Source organism: Algoriphagus sp., from assembly GCF_013373065.1.
GTDB lineage: Bacteria > Bacteroidota > Bacteroidia > Cytophagales > Cyclobacteriaceae > Algoriphagus.
This window is the reverse complement of record NZ_JABXIN010000015.1, coordinates 58,487-76,114: the sequence shown is the minus strand read 5'-3', so window position 1 is coordinate 76,114 and position 17,628 is coordinate 58,487. Positions and strand designations below refer to the sequence as shown.

At 41.2% G+C, this 17,628-nt stretch carries 17 protein-coding genes; 5 read left to right on the top strand and 12 right to left on the bottom strand.

Features of this window, described 5'->3' with window-relative positions; genetic code table 11:
* Nucleotides 1-11: 11 nt before the first annotated feature.
* The 4 genes from HWE15_RS11350 to bshC all read right to left on the bottom strand — a co-directional run bounded on the left by HWE15_RS11350 (nucleotide 12) and on the right by bshC (nucleotide 6,434).
* Nucleotides 12-3,227, bottom strand: a complete 3,216-nt coding sequence (locus tag HWE15_RS11350) for a SusC/RagA family TonB-linked outer membrane protein (protein WP_290507653.1) — start codon at nucleotides 3,225-3,227, stop codon at nucleotides 12-14.
* A 577-nt stretch (nucleotides 3,228-3,804) separates the two neighbouring features.
* Nucleotides 3,805-4,290: a hypothetical protein gene (locus tag HWE15_RS11345; protein WP_290507652.1), complete on the bottom strand. Its 486-nt coding sequence runs from the start codon at nucleotides 4,288-4,290 to the stop codon at nucleotides 3,805-3,807.
* Nucleotides 4,291-4,305: 15 nt separating this feature from the next.
* A complete protein-coding gene (locus tag HWE15_RS11340; protein WP_290507651.1) occupies nucleotides 4,306-4,878 on the bottom strand; it encodes a 5-formyltetrahydrofolate cyclo-ligase in 573 nt (190 codons plus the stop codon).
* Nucleotides 4,875-6,434 carry a bacillithiol biosynthesis cysteine-adding enzyme BshC gene (gene bshC / locus HWE15_RS11335; protein ID WP_290507650.1) on the bottom strand — a complete coding sequence of 520 codons (1,560 nt, stop codon included), beginning with the start codon at nucleotides 6,432-6,434 and terminating at the stop codon, nucleotides 4,875-4,877. The genes HWE15_RS11340 and bshC overlap by 4 nt, the downstream gene beginning before the upstream one ends.
* Nucleotides 6,435-6,624: 190 nt before the next feature.
* On the opposite strand from bshC, the gene HWE15_RS11330 reads away from it, so the two are divergent.
* Genes HWE15_RS11330 through mnmD form a run of 3 tightly spaced genes read left to right on the top strand, consistent with a single transcriptional unit; the run spans nucleotide 6,625 to nucleotide 9,034 of the window.
* Nucleotides 6,625-7,869 carry a pitrilysin family protein gene (locus HWE15_RS11330; protein WP_290507649.1) on the top strand — a complete coding sequence of 415 codons (1,245 nt, stop codon included), beginning with the start codon at nucleotides 6,625-6,627 and terminating at the stop codon, nucleotides 7,867-7,869.
* On the top strand, nucleotides 7,866-8,348 hold the full coding sequence (gene ispF, locus HWE15_RS11325; RefSeq protein ID WP_290507648.1) for a 2-C-methyl-D-erythritol 2,4-cyclodiphosphate synthase: 483 nt from the start codon (nucleotides 7,866-7,868) through the stop codon (nucleotides 8,346-8,348). The genes HWE15_RS11330 and ispF overlap by 4 nt, the downstream gene beginning before the upstream one ends.
* Entirely contained in the window at nucleotides 8,345-9,034 is a 690-nt protein-coding gene (mnmD, locus tag HWE15_RS11320) for a tRNA (5-methylaminomethyl-2-thiouridine)(34)-methyltransferase MnmD (protein ID WP_290507647.1), read from the top strand. The genes ispF and mnmD overlap by 4 nt, the downstream gene beginning before the upstream one ends.
* 13 nt (nucleotides 9,035-9,047) lie before the next feature.
* Here the strand turns inward: mnmD and HWE15_RS11315 are convergent, their stop codons facing one another.
* The 5 genes from HWE15_RS11315 to HWE15_RS11295 all read right to left on the bottom strand — a co-directional run bounded on the left by HWE15_RS11315 (nucleotide 9,048) and on the right by HWE15_RS11295 (nucleotide 13,090).
* Nucleotides 9,048-9,710, bottom strand: coding sequence for a phosphatidylserine decarboxylase family protein (locus HWE15_RS11315; protein ID WP_290507646.1), 663 nt, complete (start codon nucleotides 9,708-9,710; stop codon nucleotides 9,048-9,050).
* Between the two features lie 72 nt (nucleotides 9,711-9,782).
* Nucleotides 9,783-11,060 carry a Glu/Leu/Phe/Val dehydrogenase gene (locus HWE15_RS11310; protein WP_290507645.1) on the bottom strand — a complete coding sequence of 426 codons (1,278 nt, stop codon included), beginning with the start codon at nucleotides 11,058-11,060 and terminating at the stop codon, nucleotides 9,783-9,785.
* 72 nt (nucleotides 11,061-11,132) lie between these two features.
* Complete coding sequence (locus tag HWE15_RS11305) at nucleotides 11,133-11,972, bottom strand: phosphatidate cytidylyltransferase (protein WP_290507644.1); 840 nt, start codon at nucleotides 11,970-11,972, stop codon at nucleotides 11,133-11,135.
* Nucleotides 11,956-12,162: a DUF2007 domain-containing protein gene (locus tag HWE15_RS11300; protein ID WP_290507643.1), complete on the bottom strand. Its 207-nt coding sequence runs from the start codon at nucleotides 12,160-12,162 to the stop codon at nucleotides 11,956-11,958. The genes HWE15_RS11305 and HWE15_RS11300 overlap by 17 nt, the downstream gene beginning before the upstream one ends.
* A complete protein-coding gene (locus tag HWE15_RS11295) occupies nucleotides 12,137-13,090 on the bottom strand; it encodes a CPBP family intramembrane glutamic endopeptidase (protein ID WP_290507642.1) in 954 nt (317 codons plus the stop codon). The genes HWE15_RS11300 and HWE15_RS11295 overlap by 26 nt, the downstream gene beginning before the upstream one ends.
* A gap of 37 nt (nucleotides 13,091-13,127) precedes the next feature.
* Here HWE15_RS11295 and dusB point away from each other — a divergent pair, with 37 nt between their 5' ends.
* A complete protein-coding gene (gene dusB, locus HWE15_RS11290) occupies nucleotides 13,128-14,117 on the top strand; it encodes a tRNA dihydrouridine synthase DusB (RefSeq protein ID WP_290507641.1) in 990 nt (329 codons plus the stop codon).
* 93 nt (nucleotides 14,118-14,210) lie between these two features.
* Complete coding sequence (locus tag HWE15_RS11285; protein WP_290507640.1) at nucleotides 14,211-15,128, top strand: DMT family transporter; 918 nt, start codon at nucleotides 14,211-14,213, stop codon at nucleotides 15,126-15,128.
* Here HWE15_RS11285 and HWE15_RS11280 read toward each other — a convergent pair.
* The 3 genes from HWE15_RS11280 to HWE15_RS11270 form a co-directional block, all read right to left on the bottom strand.
* Nucleotides 15,125-16,195 (bottom strand): DUF3810 domain-containing protein, encoded by a 1,071-nt coding sequence (locus HWE15_RS11280; RefSeq protein ID WP_290507639.1) that lies wholly within the window; start codon nucleotides 16,193-16,195, stop codon nucleotides 15,125-15,127. The genes HWE15_RS11285 and HWE15_RS11280 overlap by 4 nt on opposite strands.
* Nucleotides 16,196-16,204: 9 nt before the next feature.
* On the bottom strand, nucleotides 16,205-16,786 hold the full coding sequence (locus HWE15_RS11275; RefSeq protein ID WP_290507638.1) for a NifU family protein: 582 nt from the start codon (nucleotides 16,784-16,786) through the stop codon (nucleotides 16,205-16,207).
* Nucleotides 16,787-16,852: 66 nt separating this feature from the next.
* The gene (locus HWE15_RS11270) at nucleotides 16,853-17,587 is read right to left on the bottom strand and encodes a ThuA domain-containing protein (protein WP_290507637.1); all 735 of its coding nucleotides are present in this window, start codon (nucleotides 17,585-17,587) and stop codon (nucleotides 16,853-16,855) included.
* Nucleotides 17,588-17,628 lie beyond the last annotated feature (41 nt).

The window sequence follows — 17,628 nt, the reverse complement described above, 5'->3', positions numbered from 1 at the left end:
TCTGTTTGCGATTAGAATGTAAGGGTTACAGTTCCACCGAATCTTCTAGAGCTAGGACCTGTTACAAAGTCAAAGCCCAAACCGTTACCTACACCTGTACCCAACACGTCCACATCATAATTCATGTTTGGTGGGAAGTTCAAGGCTAGGAACCAAAGGTTAGTACCACTCAAGGCGATAGAAGCTCTCTTGAATGGAGTCTTAGCCATCAAAGTAGAAGGCAACTCATATCCCAAAGAAAGTTCTCTCAATCTGACCATAGAACCATCAAATACGTTTGGTTCATCAGTAGCTCCTTGATATCCAGAGAAGAAGTAATCAGAAGCGGTAATCATAATATCATTAGGAGTTCCGTCTTCTTTCACACCTGGCATGATGAAAGCAAATTCACGATCAACAACTGGGTCTTTGGTCACACCACGAGCTAGCGTTGCAGTTACAGTATTTGAGAACACCGCACCTTTGTGACGATACTCCAACATCGCATTCAAAGTGAATCCTTTGTAAGAGAAGGAGTTAATCCAAGATCCATTCCATCGTGGGTTAGGATCACCCAAGACTTGAAGATCAGCAGCTGGCTTGTAGATACCATTGGAAAGTACAATTGGCTGACCAGTTTGCTCATCTCTTTCGAATCCGATACCCTTGATTACGTTGAACGGTTCACCAGGAATAGCGAAGTTACCCAAGGTTGTAAAACCTGCTACTACGATTTCGTCAAGACCAGCTCCCAATTCAACTGTTACAGAGCGATACATACCCCAGTTGATCGTAGAGTTCCATTCAAATCCTGAAGCTGTAGAAACCGGAGTTACTGTAGCTTGGAATTCGATACCACGAGTTCTGATTTTACCAATGTTGATAGCAGTTGAAGTAAATCCAGTTGATGGGTCAATCGGAGACTGTGTAATCAAGTCTCTGGTGTTTTTCTGATACAAAGAGAGATCGAATCTCAATTTGTTGTTGAACATCACACCTTCCACACCGAATTCAGTTTCTTCATGAAGCTCAGGCTTCAAGTTAGGGTTACCCAAGGTATTGGATACCGAGTGAGTCTGTGTAACAGATCCGTCACGGTCAAATGCTCGCGCACTTTGAACCAATACGTTTCTTGTTCTATATGGAGCAGGGAAACCTGCAGAAGTACCATATCCTAAACGCAATTTCAAATCATTTACTACGCTGCTATTCCAGTTGAAAGCAGTACTTGGAATGAAGGAAACGGAAGCACCAGGATACAAGATTCTTCTATTCTCAGGCTCTACTGTAGAAGTCCAGTCATTACGAGCAGAAAGGTTGAAATATAGGTAGTTGGAGTAATCCAAGGTTACGTTAGCGTAAACCCCCATTCTTCTTTCTTCCTGAGTGTAGTTTAAGTTACCACCGCTGTAAGCATCATTAGATGATGAGTTGGTGAAGTTGGAGTGACGGAACAATCCGAATGCCAACTGACCTTGAGAAGCTACACCGTTTTGAGCATAAGTGTCATAACGAGAGTTACCACCGATCAAAGCACTCATTCCAAACTTATCAGAGAATTGCTTCTTCCAGTTGATGATCAAATCTTGGTTCCAAATAGTATTCTGAACGTTTACAGATCTGTAGTAACCAGAAGTAGTTGCCAAAGAAGCAGAAGGTCCACCTCTGTTGTATCTCAATTCTTGCAATTCAGAGTAAGTATCCAAACCGATACGATACGTAACAGAGAAATCGTCATTGATATCGTAAATCAAAGAAGTAGAGTTGAAGAAACGTTGTACGTCAGAAGTATTCTGATAGTATTTCACCAACCAGTTAGGGTTCACGATATCATTACCACCTCGATAGTAAACAGAACTTCTGTCAATTGGATTTTCAAATGGAAGACCTCCCAAATCCACAGAACGTGGTGTATACAATACGTGGGCAAATACTGAAGGAATACCACCGGAAGGTCCTGAACCGAAGGCTGCGTTCACTGGAGGAGACTCCAAATCAGTGATTGCGAAAGTGAAGGAAGACTTCACAGAAAGCTTGTCATTAACAGAAGAGTTAATACCTAGGCCGAAGTTGTATTTCTTCAAGTTGTTACCTGGCGTAAAACCCGCTTCGTCAGTGTAGCCAAAGCTGGCATTAAATCCTGTTCGATCAGAACCACCAGCAATTTGTACCGAAGTATTAGAAATTAAGCCAGTTCTGAAGAAAATTTCAGAAGGATCTGCATAAGACTTATACTCGTACTGAACTGGAGTACCACCTACAATACCATCTACCCAAAACTCCGGAAATGCTTCTCGAACCTTTTGAACAGAAGAAGTAGCATATGGGTGATTTACAGTTCTACCTTCATCCAATCTTGGTCCAAAGTTGGAGAAGAAGAATCCTGGCGCTTGCTGGAAACCGTTACCATAAGTAGTACCATAAGTTGGCAAGGAAGCCGCCTCATTGGTAAAGATGGATTGGTTGATCGTTACCTCAGCAGCTTTACGCTTAGAAGCTCCAGATTTTGTTGTAATCAAAATTACACCATTTCGTCCCTGATCACCGTAAAGTACAGTTGCGGAAAGACCTTTCAACACGGAGATAGACTCGATGTTGTTAGGATCAATATCCAAGAATCGGGAAGAAGTGGTTGCACCACCAGTAGTAAATCCGTTTTGGTTGTTTGTGCTAGTGTTGAAAGGAACACCATCTACTACGAACAATGGCTGGTTAGAACCAGTCGCAGAAGAATAACCACGGATTACCATGTTGGTACCAGAACCTGACATACCGTTGGTGGAAGTAATGTTCACACCTGGTACTTTTCCTTGCAATACGCGGGCTACGTCTTGCTCAGGACGGTTTTCGAGTTGCTCGTTACCTACGGAGGTAACTGCATAACCCAAGGCTTTTTTCTCCCTTTCGATACCGATCGCAGTAACTACCACCTCGGATAGCTGGGCTGCGTCAGTCGTCAGGGTCACGTTGATCACGGTCCGGTTGCCGATGACTTCCTCTTTGGTCTCTAGACCAACGAAAGAGAAAATCAGGATCTCACCGCCTTCAGGGACACTAATAGAGTAATTACCATCCAAATCGGTGGTAGTACCTACAGTTGTACCCTTCACGAGAACGGTAGCACCTGGCAAGCCAAGGCCATCTTCGTCGGAAATTACCTGTCCGGTAATTACCCGCTGTTGCGCCGATACTTCATAACTGAGCATCATGGTGAAAAGCGCAACAACAAAGAGTAAAGCTTTTCTCATAAGGTATTTTAGTTTAGTTGATGCGTAAAGAAAATTCCTTTCTGTGGAAATTCAAAATCAGAAAACCTTCATTTTATTATTATTTAAAATCTACTTTTTCTTATTTTATTACTATTTTAATTTTAAATCATATATTTTTCAAATGAATTATTTGAATAAGTCAATTTAATCGGAAAAATTGGAAATAAACGGTGAAAATTTTGTGTGAATGGTGTTAAAAAATGATTATTTGGCTTTCTACAGCCATTTAAGAAATATTAACTGTTTGATTTAGATATTTTAAAATCAGCAAAACAAAATTTGGTTATTTCACTTTCTTTAAAATCCAAGCAAAAAATTTTTAATCGAAAAAATAGAAAATAAAGTGGCTGATTTTTGTCATGTGCTACTTTTAAAAAATTAATTATTATAAATTCATTTTATAATAAAATAATATTTTGAATCTTATTTTATTATGAAAATACTCTTTCCAAAAATTCATTTTTTTAATTGACTAGGGTCAAAAAAATCAGCCTTGCCCTCGATTTTTTGAAAAATCAATAAAATCAGGTTCTTTTTTTTGGAGATATCAGAAATTTTAAAATGAATACCTTAAGGTAACGGCTGCTTCATCTTCCCAGAGTTTGGTAAACTCTTCGAAGTTATACGCTGGCTTCCAATACAATCCAACATAGAAATTACTATGGTTGATATTGTACTCTATTCCTACAATCGCATCTACTCCAAACACCTTATAATCCTGATCAATTTTATACACCCAAGGTGGCTCTCCCTTGCCATCTTTCCATATCCCATAATGAGCTCCTGCCCCTACATACCATTCTAATCCCTCAAATTCTCGAACATCCCAATGATACTCATATAGCAAAGCCCCGACCCAGCCTTTCCAGCGATTGTACACAAGCAAATCAACAGCTCCCGTTTCAGAAATGAATTGCTTGACCGTTCCACCCACATTGGTTCCACCGGTCACTCCAACCATCGTATTATAAGCTCCAACTTGTGCCCTAGAAGCAAAAGAGAGGATTCCGAAAAAGAAAAAAAGAAACAATGCTTTTTTCATAACTAATTATTTGAATCAAAATCTAATGACTTTTTCAGGAGTAATGCAAAAATTCAAAGGAATATCATGAGGTTCTCTGGGCAATAATTCTTCCGAATCGAAAAAACTCAAACCCACTTTCACGGGCTCAAACTCTAGGGCTGCGAGGAATTGATCATAATAACCTTTCCCGAAACCAATCCTCCACCCTTCCTGATCAAATGCCAGTAGCGGAACCAAAATTAAATCAAAAGAAGCTTGAATAGCCTTATCAATGGGTTGAGGAACAGGAATTCCCCACTTATCCTCCACGAATTCCATCCCCTTGGGAATGCGGACCGTGAACATTTTATCCGACTCTCGATCTACAACTGAACCATATACTTCCCAACCCTGCTCCCAAAACCAGTGCAAAATGGGGTAGGTATTAACCTCTCCCTGTTTTTGGATTGGAAAATACATGTGAACTCGCTTGGAGCTATTCCAATTTTCCAGCCATTGGACCAATTTATTAAAAATAGCTTGGGACCTATCTTCTTTTTCCGAAGCAGAAAGACTTGCTCTTTTTTGCTTGTATTTCTTCCTGATTTCTGATTTTTCGGAGATCATGCCTCAATGACATTCATGCAAAAATCCAAAGGATCAAACACAGCGTAAAGTTTCTCTATAAACGATGGATCAGCAAGATAAAATTGCATCATGTTGACTACCCGCTCCTGTGGACTTCCCCCAGGTTGGATATAATCAAAAATTGCCTTCGCGCGATCAATTTGAACTTGAAGCCTTCTTTCTTCAGCTTTTCGAACTTTTGCTCCCATCTGATCGAGAATTTTAAGTGCACGAACTTTTGCAGCCTCAAAAGATTCTCCAAGACTTTTTTCAAGCTTTTCGGCCTCCTTCCCCTTGTTATCAAAAATAGCAGCCAAATCAATCCGCTCTTTCGAACATTCAAATTCCACTGATGCTTCCTGGGCTACAAATTTCTTTTTCCAATCGTCAAAATCCCGGAATAAATCAGAAACAGACCATCCTAATTCTTCCATTTTCTGAACGATCAGAGGCTCTAATACCAAGGCGAAATTTCGTGGCAATAAAATCGGAAAAGGAACATCGAAGTGATCAAAAACCCCTTTCAGTTGCAACCAATACACCACCTCCGCGGGTCCTCCCAAATAAGCAAGGTTTGGCAGAATTGTCTCTTGATATAAAGGACGTAAGACCACATTTGGACTCAATCGTTCCGGATGTTCTTCAATTATTTTTTCCAATTCTGAGCGGGTAAAACGCAAGTCTGAATTCAACACGACATATTCCTCGCCTTGCTGCTCAATCCGTTCCCGAATCCCATGATCCATGTAAAAGAAATTGATCTCTCGCGGGAAAATCTGACCTGAATACCCTAGAGACTCTAGGGATTCTGTTTTTAAGACAACTTCTTTATGTGGTGTATGGGAAAAGACATCTTCAAACATGACTTCTCTAAATAGCCCTTTCAGAGAAGGCGATTGTGCATCCACAACCAATAACCCCTTTTTCCCAAACAATTCATGGACATAATTTAGAACCGCTTCCTTTAAGGTTTTTGCATTCCCATAGGCTGATTTAAACACTTCAGCTACGAAAGGAATCGATTTTTCAAACTCACGGAAACTATAATCCAATTCAAAATTGCCTACAGCTCCCTTTTGATCAGAGTTCCATTCATACTTTTTCCCATCCAGTTTGAAATAGTTGATCTCATCAAAATCATGGTCTTCTGTCGCCATCCAATAAATTGGAACAAAATCATAGGCTGGATAGGCTTTTTTCAACTCCTCAGCTAACCGAATCGTAGAAACGATCTTATAAATAAAATAAAGTGGCCCTGTATAAAGGTTTAATTGATGACCTGTAGTAACTGTGAACGTTTTGGAAAAAGCTAATTTTTGTAGAGAAGCCTCTTCTTCCTCGAAAAGATCCACTCCATCATATTGAGCGCGTAAGCTTGCAATCAACGTTTCGCGATGAGTATCTGAAAACGTTTTTTCTTCTATTGCTTTTTGAAAACTTTCAATTTTCGGGAGATGCGCATAAAATGGTCGTAAAGCAGCTTTCCCCTCCAGGTAATCCAAAAAAAAGTCAGAGAATTGTCCGGTACCTTTCAGGTCAATACAGTGATGCTTCATGGGGCTATGATGATGGATTTCGCTTGACAAACTACTGATATGTAGCCAAAGTTCGGTTTTTTTGGGAAAATACCCACACTCTTACATAGACGGACGGTTTCTTTCACCAACTGTGGGGAAGAACTATTTGTCCAAAATTGGTTTATTTGATAGGTTCAGTCAAATTCAAAAAGTGTAGTTTTGCTTCCCGATGAAATTTCCCTACGAAAGACATTTTCTTGACAATGGGCTTGAGGTGATCATCCATCCAGACCCTCATTCCAAAATTGCCGTTTTCAATTTACTTTATAAAGTAGGGTCTCGAAATGAACATTCGGGAAAAACAGGCTTGGCCCATTTTTTCGAACATTTGATGTTTGGAAGCTCCCAAAATGTACCCGTTTTTGATCGAGCCTTGGAGCGAGTTGGTGGTAATTGTAATGCTTTCACAAGCCCAGACATCACCAATTATTACATGACTCTTCCGGTAAGCAATTTGGAAACAGCTTTTTGGTTGGAATCGGATCGAATGCTGCACCTCACACTCGTAGAAAAAACCATCGAAACACAACGGAAGGTTGTGTTGGAGGAATTCAAGCAGCGGTATCTCAATCAACCCTATGGTGATGCCTGGCATTTATTACGACCATTGGCATTTATGGAACATCCCTATCGGTGGCCTACCATTGGAGCAAGCCCTGTGGACATCGAAGGGTATTCTGAGGAAGATGTATGGGGATTTTACAAAAAAAATTATGCCCCCAATCATGCTATTCTAGTGGTAGGGGGAGATGTGTCAGCAAAAGAAGTTCTGAAATTGGCCGAAAAATGGTTTGGCTCTATTCCTCCGGCCTCCAAACCACAAGATTCTATTTCTCAAGAACCAGAGCAGATTGAAAGACGAGAAAAATTCCATCAGGCAGCTGTTCCTACAGATATTTTGTACAAAACTTTTAAAATGCCTGGAAAAGGAAAACCGGGATACTTGGAAGCTGATCTGATTACAGATATCCTTGGTTTTGGAAAATCATCTCCGATCGAACAACAGTTGGTTCGAGGGGGAAAAGAATTTGCCTCAGGTGGGGCCTATATTTTAGGGAGTTTAGATCCGGGATTACTGATTTTTTCTGGAAAAATGGAAGCAGGAATCAGTAGTCAAGATGCCGAGGCTAAACTCGATGAATTCTTAAACCAGTTTCTTGAAAAAGGAGTTGATGAATTGACACTTCAAAAAGTCAAAAATCAAGGAGAGGCCATGAAAACCTACGAATCCATTCAATTGATTAATCGGGTCATGAACCTTGCCTTTTATGCTAATTTGGGCCATCCGGACTTGTATTGGGAAGAGTTTGAAAAGAAATCTTCCCTATCAGCCAACCAAATTATGGACTGGGCTCATGCTTTGATTAAACCTGAAAAGTCCACAGTTTTACATTATCAATCGACAAAAAAATGAGCAAATTTCGAGTAGGATTTGGCTATGATGTCCATCAATTAAAAGAAGACCAAGATTTTTGGTTGGGTGGAATTAAAATCCCGCATACCAAAGGAGCGGTAGGCCACTCCGATGCTGATGTTTTGATCCATGTTATTTGCGACGCCTTACTTGGTGCAGCTAACCTACGAGACATCGGTTACCATTTTTCTGACAAGGACCCCAAATACAAAGGAATTGACAGCAAAATTCTTCTAAAAGAAGTTTTGAAACTCCTTCGGGAAGCTGGTTATGAGATTGGCAACTTGGACATGACGATTTGCCTTCAAAATCCTAAAATCAACCCACATATTCCGGCTATGAAAACCTGCCTTTCTGAAGTAATGGCTGTGAACGAGGGAGACATTTCCATTAAAGCTACCACCACCGAATGGTTGGGTTTTGTTGGCCGGGAGGAAGGAGTTTCTGCCTATTGTGTGGCATTGATTTATGAGGTATGAGTGAGAAAATAAAAATCATCACGACAGAGGATGGCTCCCATTCTTTGTACCACGAAGAACTGAAAGAAACATACCATAGCTTTCATGGGGCTTATCGAGAGTCACTGCATGTATTTATGATTTATGGTCTGGATTCTTGGGTAGCCATGAATCCAAAAAAATATCCCATTCGAATTTTTGAAGTAGGGTTCGGGACTGGATTAAATGCCTGGTTGACTTTAGTATGGGCTGAGCAGTATCAAATCCCTGTCCTTTACCACACCATAGAGCCTTTCCCACTATCGAAAGAAATTTATTCCCAGCTGAATTTCATTCACCAAAACGATGCAATTTGGCACTATCATAAATATTTTGAAGCGCTTCATCAAGCCCCCTGGAATGAAGGCGGCCCTATTTCGGAGTACTTTAATTTTAAAAAAGATCAGGTGACGCTTGAAGAGGCCCAACTTTATCCCACAGATGTAGTCTTTTTCGATGCGTTTGCCCCAAGCAAACAACCTGAACTTTGGGAGAAAGATATGCTTGAGAAAGTAGTGAATAGTATGCGGCCTGGAGCTGTTTTTACCACTTACAGTGCCAAAGGACAACTCAAGCGAGATTTGAATAATTTAGGTTTGGAAGTTGAAACACCACCAGGACCTCCCGGAAAAAAAGAAATGACAAGAGCATGGAAAAAGGCAGAGTAAAATCTGCCTTTTTTTATGATTTTAAGCGGGCAATCGGCGTTCGTCCCCCTTTTGTTTTTTGCTCTAACGACACCAAAATTTCAGTATCTAAAGGCAAGAAAACATCCACTCGGGAACCGAATTTGATAAAGCCGAATTCCCCACCCTGAGGTAGAGCATCTCCTTCTTTGACATACCATTTGATCCGACGAGCTAAGGCGCCAGCGATTTGACGCACCAAAATTTTAGTACCTGATTCTGTGCGGAGAACCATCGTCGTTCGCTCATTCTCAGTACTGGATTTAGGATGCCAAGCGACTAAATATTTTCCGGGATGGTACCTAAAAAACTCCACGATTCCTTTGATAGGAGATCGGTTAACATGGACATTTAATGGTGACATAAAAATGGAAACCTGAATTCGCTTCTCCTTCAAATATTCAGATTCATTTGCTTCTTCAATCACCACTACTTTTCCATCTGCTGGTGCAAAAACCACTCCCTCTTCATTAGGGAGGGGGAAAATGGGATTTCTGAAAAACTGCAAGATCAGCAAGTAAAACACGATACTTACCAGCATACTTACATTCAGCCAAAAACGAGCGTCCGGGTAGAAATAATAAAGAAGGTAATTGCCGGCAACCAAAATGATCATCAGCCAAAACAAGAGTACACGTCCTTCCCGATGTATAGTCATAGTTCCTTAAAATAAATGGCGCAGGTAAACCTGCGCCATAAAGATACATGATTCTAACTTTACTTTGATTTTTTAATATCCTCCACGGAAGGTATAAGTCTTAGCCACCTTGTCAATCGCTACGATATAGGCAGCGATTCGCATGGGAACATCGTATTTCTTGGATGCTTCGTAGACATGCTCAAAGGCGTCCTTCATGATTCGGTCAGAGCGACGGTTTACCCTGTCAGCAGTCCATTTATAACCTAGACGGTTTTGAACCCATTCAAAATAAGAAACGGTAACCCCGCCAGCATTTGCCAAAATATCAGGAACTGCCATGATCCCTTTTTCATTGATGATGGCATCTGCTTTTGCAGAAGTTGGTCCGTTTGCACCTTCAACAATCAATTTAGCCTTGATTTGATCCACATTTTTCGCAGTGATCACATCCTCAACGGCTGCTGGAACCAATACATCCACATCCAAGGTAAGAAGATCCATAGGATCGTCCATTTTATCCGCTTCTTTAAAGCCTTCCAAGTGTCCACCGTTTGCATCGCGGAACTCAATTGCTTTCACAATATCAATCCCATTTGGATCATAAAAAGCTCCTGTATGGTCTGAAATTGCAACAACCTTCAATCCTCTTTCTTCTAACAATCGAGCGGCCCAAGAACCCACGTTTCCAAAACCTTGAACTGCACAGGTCGCTTGGAATGGATTGATTTTCAATTTTTGCATTGCCGCCAATGCAGAAACCATCACTCCTCGTCCTGTAGCCTCTGTACGACCGAGAGAACCTCCCAAAACCAGTGGTTTCCCGGTTACTACGGAGTTAACAGTCATCCCATGCGCTTTGGAATATTCATCCATCAACCAAGCCATCTCTCGAGGGCCAGTGCCCATATCGGGTGCAGGAATATCCTTATCCGGACCAAATACATCAATCATGGCCATGGTGTAGGCCCGCATCAGACGTTCTATTTCACCTTTGGACATTTCGCGAGGATTGCATCGCACTCCTCCCTTACCACCTCCATAAGGAATATCTACTACCGCACACTTCCAGGTCATCCAGGCAGCAAGAGCCTTCACTTCGTCCAAATGAACATCCGGAGCGAATCGAATACCCCCTTTTGCAGGTCCCAAAATATTCGAGTGAACCACTCGAATTCCTTCGAAAACCTGAATTTTACCATTGTCCATCGTAATGGGCAAGGAAACAATTACTTGGCGGGCGGGATTTTTTAAGACATTGTAAACTTCCTCGGAAAGACCGAGCTTTTCAGCTGCGATATTGAATCTTTCCATCATTGACTCCAGAGGATTCTCTCTATCCTTAATTGGAGCTGGTTCAATGTAAGCCATATTGGGTTTAAATTAGAGTAGTGAAATGCAATACAATATTACGTAGTTTTTCAGATTAGCCCTGCCGAAGGATCAGAAGATTTTCAAAAAGGCCGTAATAAATGGAGCAGAAAGCAACAATCCATCAAAGCGATCCATAAATCCACCATGACCCGGCAATCCATGACCTGAATCCTTGATTTCAATCGATCGTTTGAACAAGGATTCGATCAAATCTCCATAGGTCCCGGCAATAATGATAATCCCAGCAATGACTAACCACTTCCAGTCCTGAATAGTCTGAAAATATCGGGCCAATAAAAACGCTACCGCAATGGCTGAAAAGGCTCCTCCAAGAAAACCTTCCCACGATTTTTTCGGAGAAACACGTTCAAAGAGCTTGGTCTTTCCAAATTTGGTTCCCGCAAAATAGGCACCTGTATCACTCGCCCATAAAATCATCAAACAACCTAGGATAATCTCGAAATGGTAAATTTTTTCAACTGAAAAAACAGCGAGATTCAATAGGGAAAAAGGCACAGCAACGTAAAAAATGCCCAAATAGGTAAATGCTACTCCTGTAAAAGGTTTTTTATCGGTTTTCTTATAGAGCTTGATGAAAAACGTCAAGGAAATAATGGGAAAAATAAGGTAGAGATATTCATTGGGCAATTGCTCCTTTTCTATCATGAAGGTAAGTGTGAAAATGAGCAGACCCAAAAATGTCCCAAAACTCTTGAGAGGAAGCATTCCATCCAAGCCACACAGCTTGTAAAATTCCATTTGAGAAAAGCCAAGAATACAAGCAAAAACCAAAAAATAAGTCCAATCTGAATAGATAATTGATGAAATTACTATGGCGGCACCCACTAGAGCAGTGATGGCACGCTGACCCAGATTGCTATAATTATTGATATTAAAACGAGATCTCATTATTGATCAGAGTAGTGGCTCTCAAAGCGTCAGCACGGTTTACATGAACTTCATATAGACCAAACACCTGATAAACCGTTTCTTTTTTGTTCAAAACCACAGCAGGGATTTCGTTTTCTTCCAAAACACCTTTGACAATTTCAGCTCGAATTTGCTGTGGGCTTTCAAATACTTTGATCCAATCCTTCATGCTGGGAGGGCTTCGTTTTTTTAAAATAATAGATTCCTGCCGAAAGAACCAATAGTCCTAGAATTGACATGGGGTAGGAAACGGTATCGGTAGATTCCAAATCAAACTCAATCCATCCCTGACCAGCAGCATAAACCATCAATACGGTAAAGGAATTATTGAAAATATGAGCTAAAATAGGATAGATCAAGCTGCCCGAAAAAACATAAAGATAGCCAAACAAAGCCCCTAAAAATAAACGGGGTAAAAACCCATAGAACTGCATGTGGATCGCAGAAAATATCGCAGCCGTCAACCAAATACCCCAATGGTAAGAGCCTGTATATAAATGCATTTTAGGCTGAAGCACCCCCCTAAAAAACAACTCCTCACCTAAACCCGCAAACACTCCGATTACCAAAATACCCATCAATAATTCGGTTGTATTTTGAAAATCTGTTAGGAATATGGTCATTTCCATGAGGTCCTTTTCCATTTCCTTCATCCAGCTTTCCAATCCTGAAAGTGCCGACGGCAGTTCCATTTGGGCATTCCAATAGACCAATAAGGCATTGAAAAGCATGGCACCAAATGTTAGAAAGACGGTAACCAATATTTTCTTTCCTTGAGACCTTTTCAATTGTACATCCCAATGAAGATCTGCTTTATCAATCCACTTAGAAATGATATAGCCTGCCACTATAAAGCCAATACCTGAGCCCAAACCTTGGATAAAAAATAAAGCCATCCGACCATTTGGGACCGAAAAATCACCGGATAAAAGTGAAATTATATCTGGAAGCTCAATCCCAAATAGATAAGGAACCAATCCCAAAGCAATGCCCTGAAGGACTATTAATACGCCAAAAGACACTAAAACTATGACTACCAGGGATAAGAGCCAGCTTTTCCGCTGGGCGATTTCTCGTTGAGTTTCGTAAATCTCCATAATTGGCAGTAAATTTACGCCAAATTTAGAATAAGCAGTGGTAAAGATAGGAAAGTTGGAGCTGGGAGAATTCCCCTTGTTACTGGCACCGATGGAAGATGTCAGCGATCCCCCATTCCGTGCAGTTTGCAAGGAAAATGGTGCTGATTTGATGTATACGGAATTTATCAGCTCAGAGGGACTGATTCGTGATGCGGCAAAAAGCGTTCAAAAGCTTGATATTTTTGAATATGAGCGACCTATAGGGATTCAGATTTTTGGCAATGATATTGAGTCCATGCGGGAAGCAGCGGCGATTGCCGAAGCTGCCGGACCGGATATTCTGGATATTAATTACGGCTGCCCTGTTCATAAGGTAGCTTGCAAAGGTGCAGGAGCTGGAATTCTTTTGGATATTGATAAAATGGTATCCATGACTGAAGAAATTGTCAAGGCTGTGAGTATACCTGTGACCGTAAAAACCCGTCTTGGCTGGAGCCACGATACCATCCGCATTGTAGAAGTGGCAGAGCGACTTCAGGATGTAGGTATTCAGGCCATCTCCATCCATGCGCGCACCAGACAACAAATGTATAAAGGGGAAGCTGATTGGACTTATCTCAATAAGGTGAAAGACAATCCGCGGTTGAGCATTCCAGTATTTGGAAATGGGGATATCGATTCTCCTGAAAAAGCTGCTGAATACAAAGCCAAGTATAATGTGGATGGGATGATGATCGGCCGTGCATCCATAGGATATCCTTGGATTTTTAATGAAATCAAGCATTACCTCCAAACTGGAGAAAAGCTACCTCAACCCGACTTGGTGGAGCGTCTAAATGTTGCCAAAAAGCACCTAGATTTCTCCGTCAAATGGAAGGGTGAGAAACTAGGAATCCTTGAAATGCGACGACATTACACCAATTATTTCAGAGGAATGCCAAATTTCAAGCCCTACAGAACCGAAATGGTGACCGCAGAAAGCTATGAGGAGGTTTGTGAGATTTTGGATAAAGTGGGAGAAGTATATGCAGATTATGTTTTCTAGGCCATTTCAAACTATTAGCCCCAAACTTGCAATTTTCTCAAACAATTCTGGAATGGAATTGCTTCTTTTGCGGTAGAATAGATCATCCGTCGCATGTCCGATCACTCTTCTGAAAACACGTTAAAAAACTGGGGATTTCTCATCGTTTTGGCTTTGGTATGGGGAAGTTCCTTTATCCTAATCAAACGTGGTTTGACCGTTTTTTCACCAGGTGAATTGGGTGCGTTTAGGATTGTAGCGGCAGCCAGTTTTTTATTGCCTATTTCGCTTCCAGGAGTACGGCGCCTGACTAGTGTACAGATTCAAAACTTGATTTTGGTAGGATTAGTAGGAAGTTTTATTCCTGCTTTTCTTTTTGCAAAGGCCCAAACGCAACTGAGCAGCTCTTTAACGGGAGTTTTAAATGCACTCACTCCACTTTTCGTGGTTTTGGTGGGAGCCATCTTTTTTAAATCCAAAATCACAAGGCAAAATGCCCTTGGTTTGGCTATTGCATTTATGGGTGTTACCGTTCTGGTTTTGGTGAAAGAAGGAAGTGGTTTTGGGGCATTCAGTGAAATCAACGCTTACGCATTTTTTGTGATCCTAGCCTGTACCTGTTATGGATTTAACCTCAATTTGATCAAATATAGGTTTGTGACACTTCGACCTGTAGAAATTACTGCCATTTCCCTTCTATTGGTTCTTCCTGTAGCTCTCATTTATTTGATGGCCGGAACCCAGTTTGCCTACAAACTCTCTTCTGTAGACGGCGCTTGGCAAGCTTTGGGGTATGTGGCAATCCTAGGGATAGTAGGAACTGCCTTGGCACTGATTCTTTTTAATATGATGGTCAAGACCGCAAGTCCAGTTTTCGCCAGCTCAGTGACCTACCTGATTCCCATTGTTGCCATCTTGTGGGGTGTCTGGGATGGGGAAGTACTGCTCTTTGGCCACTATATCGGAATTGCCGCGGTGATCCTGGGAGTTTGGGTTGGAAACCGAAAAAAGATTAACCGCCCAAGCAATTAACCTTCGAATTTTTGTTTCCAAGCATACACCAACATCGGTAGTTCTTGATAGCTCATAACCCCGGCTTTGACACCCTGAGATTTCAAAAATAAATCGTTGGTCTTCCTGCTTAATTCGATTGAAAATGGAGGATATTGAGCATTCCTTTCTTGAATCGAGCGGATATCATTCAAAATTCCTCGGTCCAGGTTTTCAATCCAACCCTGATATCCTTCTGGATCCATTCGATAATAGTCTCGGACCTGATACAAAAACAATCGCAAATAAGCGGTGTATTCGAGCAAAGGGTCCGAAGAATGAGTTCCAATCACCCAAGCCACAAAATTTGCTTCGCCTTCATCTGTCACACCGAAGCTATGAGCCATTTCATGTGCGACAGTAAAAGGTTGTTCCAAAGGATGCAAAGTTGGGTCGATATAACTTTCTCCCGTAAATGGAAAATAGATTCCCAGAATCCCCATTTTCCGCATAAAACCGGGAGGAGGAAACATTCGGGTTCGTGGGTTTCCTGAATATTTCAAGTCCAGCAGCCCAAGATTATGGAAGAGGTTTTCTCTCACATTTCTTTCCAAAACCGAGTAATCCACAATCTCTTCGATAGCTGAGGTATCGGTCTGCAGCTGCTGCCGAATACTAATTAATTGCTCATGACTGTAATTGATTTCTTTTTTCAGCTCTTCCAAGTTCAAAGGCTGAACCTGAAGTCCTAATTGTTGAATAATGGGAATACGCTGGTAATTAAATCCCCATAGGGTTAAAAAGAAGAATACCAAAGCTCCCGAAAAGTTGAGTAATGACCGAATGCCAAAAAACCATCTCGGTTTTCCCTTTGGAATTCGAGTCAATTTTCTGATAAAAAATAAGAATAAAAACCCGAGCAAAAGGATAAATAAAAAGACGCTAGGAAAAGGTAAATTTCCCAGCGTCTTATCTACGAGCTGGCGAATAAACAGGAAAAATCCTCGGGAATAATACTGCTCGGCCCATTCAGGAAATTTGGAAGCCACCCAACGAATGATAAGGGAAACTATTCCAAGCAGTGCCCAAGCCCATTTTGTTATCGCCATTTACTATAATTAAACACCTTCCGCTTGGACTTCCTTCACTTCTGGAAGCATGCGGGTAAGGAGGTTTTGAATCCCTGCCTTCAACGTAATCGTGCTAGAAGGACAACCTGAACAAGAACCTTGAAGCAAAACCTTTACAACTCCATCTTGAAAAGAGTGAAATACAATCGCTCCTCCATCCTGTTCAACAGCAGGTCGAATGTATTCATCAAGAATTCCCTTGATTTTTTTGACGATCTCAGAGTCATTTTCATCAAACAAAGGATCTTTATCAAATTCTGCCTGAACCGGCTTTTTACCTGCCTCCAAGTACGATTTAATATGATCTCGAATGATCGTTTGAATCTCTGGCCATTCGACTGCTTCAGTTTTTGTAACAGTCACAAAATTTGAGGCAATAAATACACGCTCCACAGCGGCAAAATTGAACAATTCCTTCGCTAGAGGACTGTTCGTCGCTTCTTCAGCTGAGGGATAGTCAAAGCTCAAACCGTCATCCACCAACATAAAATTGGCCACAAACTTTAAAGAATTCGGATTTGGATTTGCCTCCATGTATAAATGGACAGGCCTAGATTGCGCTTTTAGCATGGGATTTAATTTTTTTTATGGTAAAACCCATTTAATACGGATAAGTTCCAAAACTATGCCTTGAAATTATTTGAAAGGCTCACCTGTAGCCGCATACCAAATCCCCCCATAGAGGTGCTTCAAAAAATCAGGGTCCTGATACGTGGATTCCACATGCCCAAGTGCGGTATAAAAAACCCTCCCTCCATCAAATTCATGATACCAAGCCATAGGGTGCTTTTCACCCATCGGTTTAGCAGGAGAATAGGTAGACTCATCTGCATTAAGAAGCACTTTAATATCCGGATTAATATTTCTGAATTCATACAATTCATCAGTCCAAAGCCAATTTTTTGGAAGGTGCCATGTTGCAGGGTGATTGGAGTCTACCACTTCTAGGCGTAAGGTTTGTTGCCTTGGATGCGCCAAGAAATACGCTCCAATCATTCGATTATACCAAGGCCATTCGTATTCTGTGTCTGTGGCAGCGTGAATTCCTACCACTCCTTTTCCACTTTGAACAAATCGCTGAAAAGCAGCTTTTTGCTCTTCATTGAAAATTGTTCCTGTAGTGCTCAACAAGATAACCACATCAAATTTTTCCAGATTTTCATCCGTGAAATAAGAGGCATCTTCAGTGGCATGCACCGCAAATACATGTGATTTTCCAAGGTTTTGGATAGCGACTACTCCATTCGGAACAGATTGGTGTCTGAACCCTGTCGTTTTACTAAAAACCAAGGCCCGAAACTGTTGGGCTTCAGCATAGGAAAAACAAGCTATAAAGGTGAGAAGAGCTAGGATTGAAAATTTATTTTTCATCGGTTCTTTGGGTTTGATTTTCTCCAAAATACAAAATCAGA

Excerpts from the sequence above, each read along its gene's own strand:
- HWE15_RS11330 (WP_290507649.1), top strand. The coding sequence starts at position 6,625 with ATGAAATTTCCCTACGAAAGACATTTTCTTGACAATGGGCTTGAGGTG.
- HWE15_RS11300 (WP_290507643.1), bottom strand. The coding sequence starts at position 12,162 with ATGAAGGATTGGATCAAAGTATTTGAAAGCCCACAGCAAATTCGAGCT.
- HWE15_RS11295 (WP_290507642.1), bottom strand. The coding sequence starts at position 13,090 with ATGGAGATTTACGAAACTCAACGAGAAATCGCCCAGCGGAAAAGCTGG.
- ispF (WP_290507648.1), top strand. The coding sequence starts at position 7,866 with ATGAGCAAATTTCGAGTAGGATTTGGCTATGATGTCCATCAATTAAAA.
- HWE15_RS11270 (WP_290507637.1), bottom strand. The coding sequence starts at position 17,587 with ATGAAAAATAAATTTTCAATCCTAGCTCTTCTCACCTTTATAGCTTGT.
- mnmD (WP_290507647.1), top strand. The coding sequence starts at position 8,345 with ATGAGTGAGAAAATAAAAATCATCACGACAGAGGATGGCTCCCATTCT.
- HWE15_RS11310 (WP_290507645.1), bottom strand. The coding sequence starts at position 11,060 with ATGGCTTACATTGAACCAGCTCCAATTAAGGATAGAGAGAATCCTCTG.
- bshC (WP_290507650.1), bottom strand. The coding sequence starts at position 6,434 with ATGAAGCATCACTGTATTGACCTGAAAGGTACCGGACAATTCTCTGAC.
- HWE15_RS11280 (WP_290507639.1), bottom strand. The coding sequence starts at position 16,195 with ATGGCGATAACAAAATGGGCTTGGGCACTGCTTGGAATAGTTTCCCTT.
- HWE15_RS11345 (WP_290507652.1), bottom strand. The coding sequence starts at position 4,290 with ATGAAAAAAGCATTGTTTCTTTTTTTCTTTTTCGGAATCCTCTCTTTT.
- HWE15_RS11340 (WP_290507651.1), bottom strand. The coding sequence starts at position 4,878 with ATGATCTCCGAAAAATCAGAAATCAGGAAGAAATACAAGCAAAAAAGA.
- HWE15_RS11315 (WP_290507646.1), bottom strand. The coding sequence starts at position 9,710 with ATGACTATACATCGGGAAGGACGTGTACTCTTGTTTTGGCTGATGATC.
- HWE15_RS11350 (WP_290507653.1), bottom strand. The coding sequence starts at position 3,227 with ATGAGAAAAGCTTTACTCTTTGTTGTTGCGCTTTTCACCATGATGCTC.
- HWE15_RS11285 (WP_290507640.1), top strand. The coding sequence starts at position 14,211 with ATGTCCGATCACTCTTCTGAAAACACGTTAAAAAACTGGGGATTTCTC.
- HWE15_RS11275 (WP_290507638.1), bottom strand. The coding sequence starts at position 16,786 with ATGCTAAAAGCGCAATCTAGGCCTGTCCATTTATACATGGAGGCAAAT.
- HWE15_RS11305 (WP_290507644.1), bottom strand. The coding sequence starts at position 11,972 with ATGAGATCTCGTTTTAATATCAATAATTATAGCAATCTGGGTCAGCGT.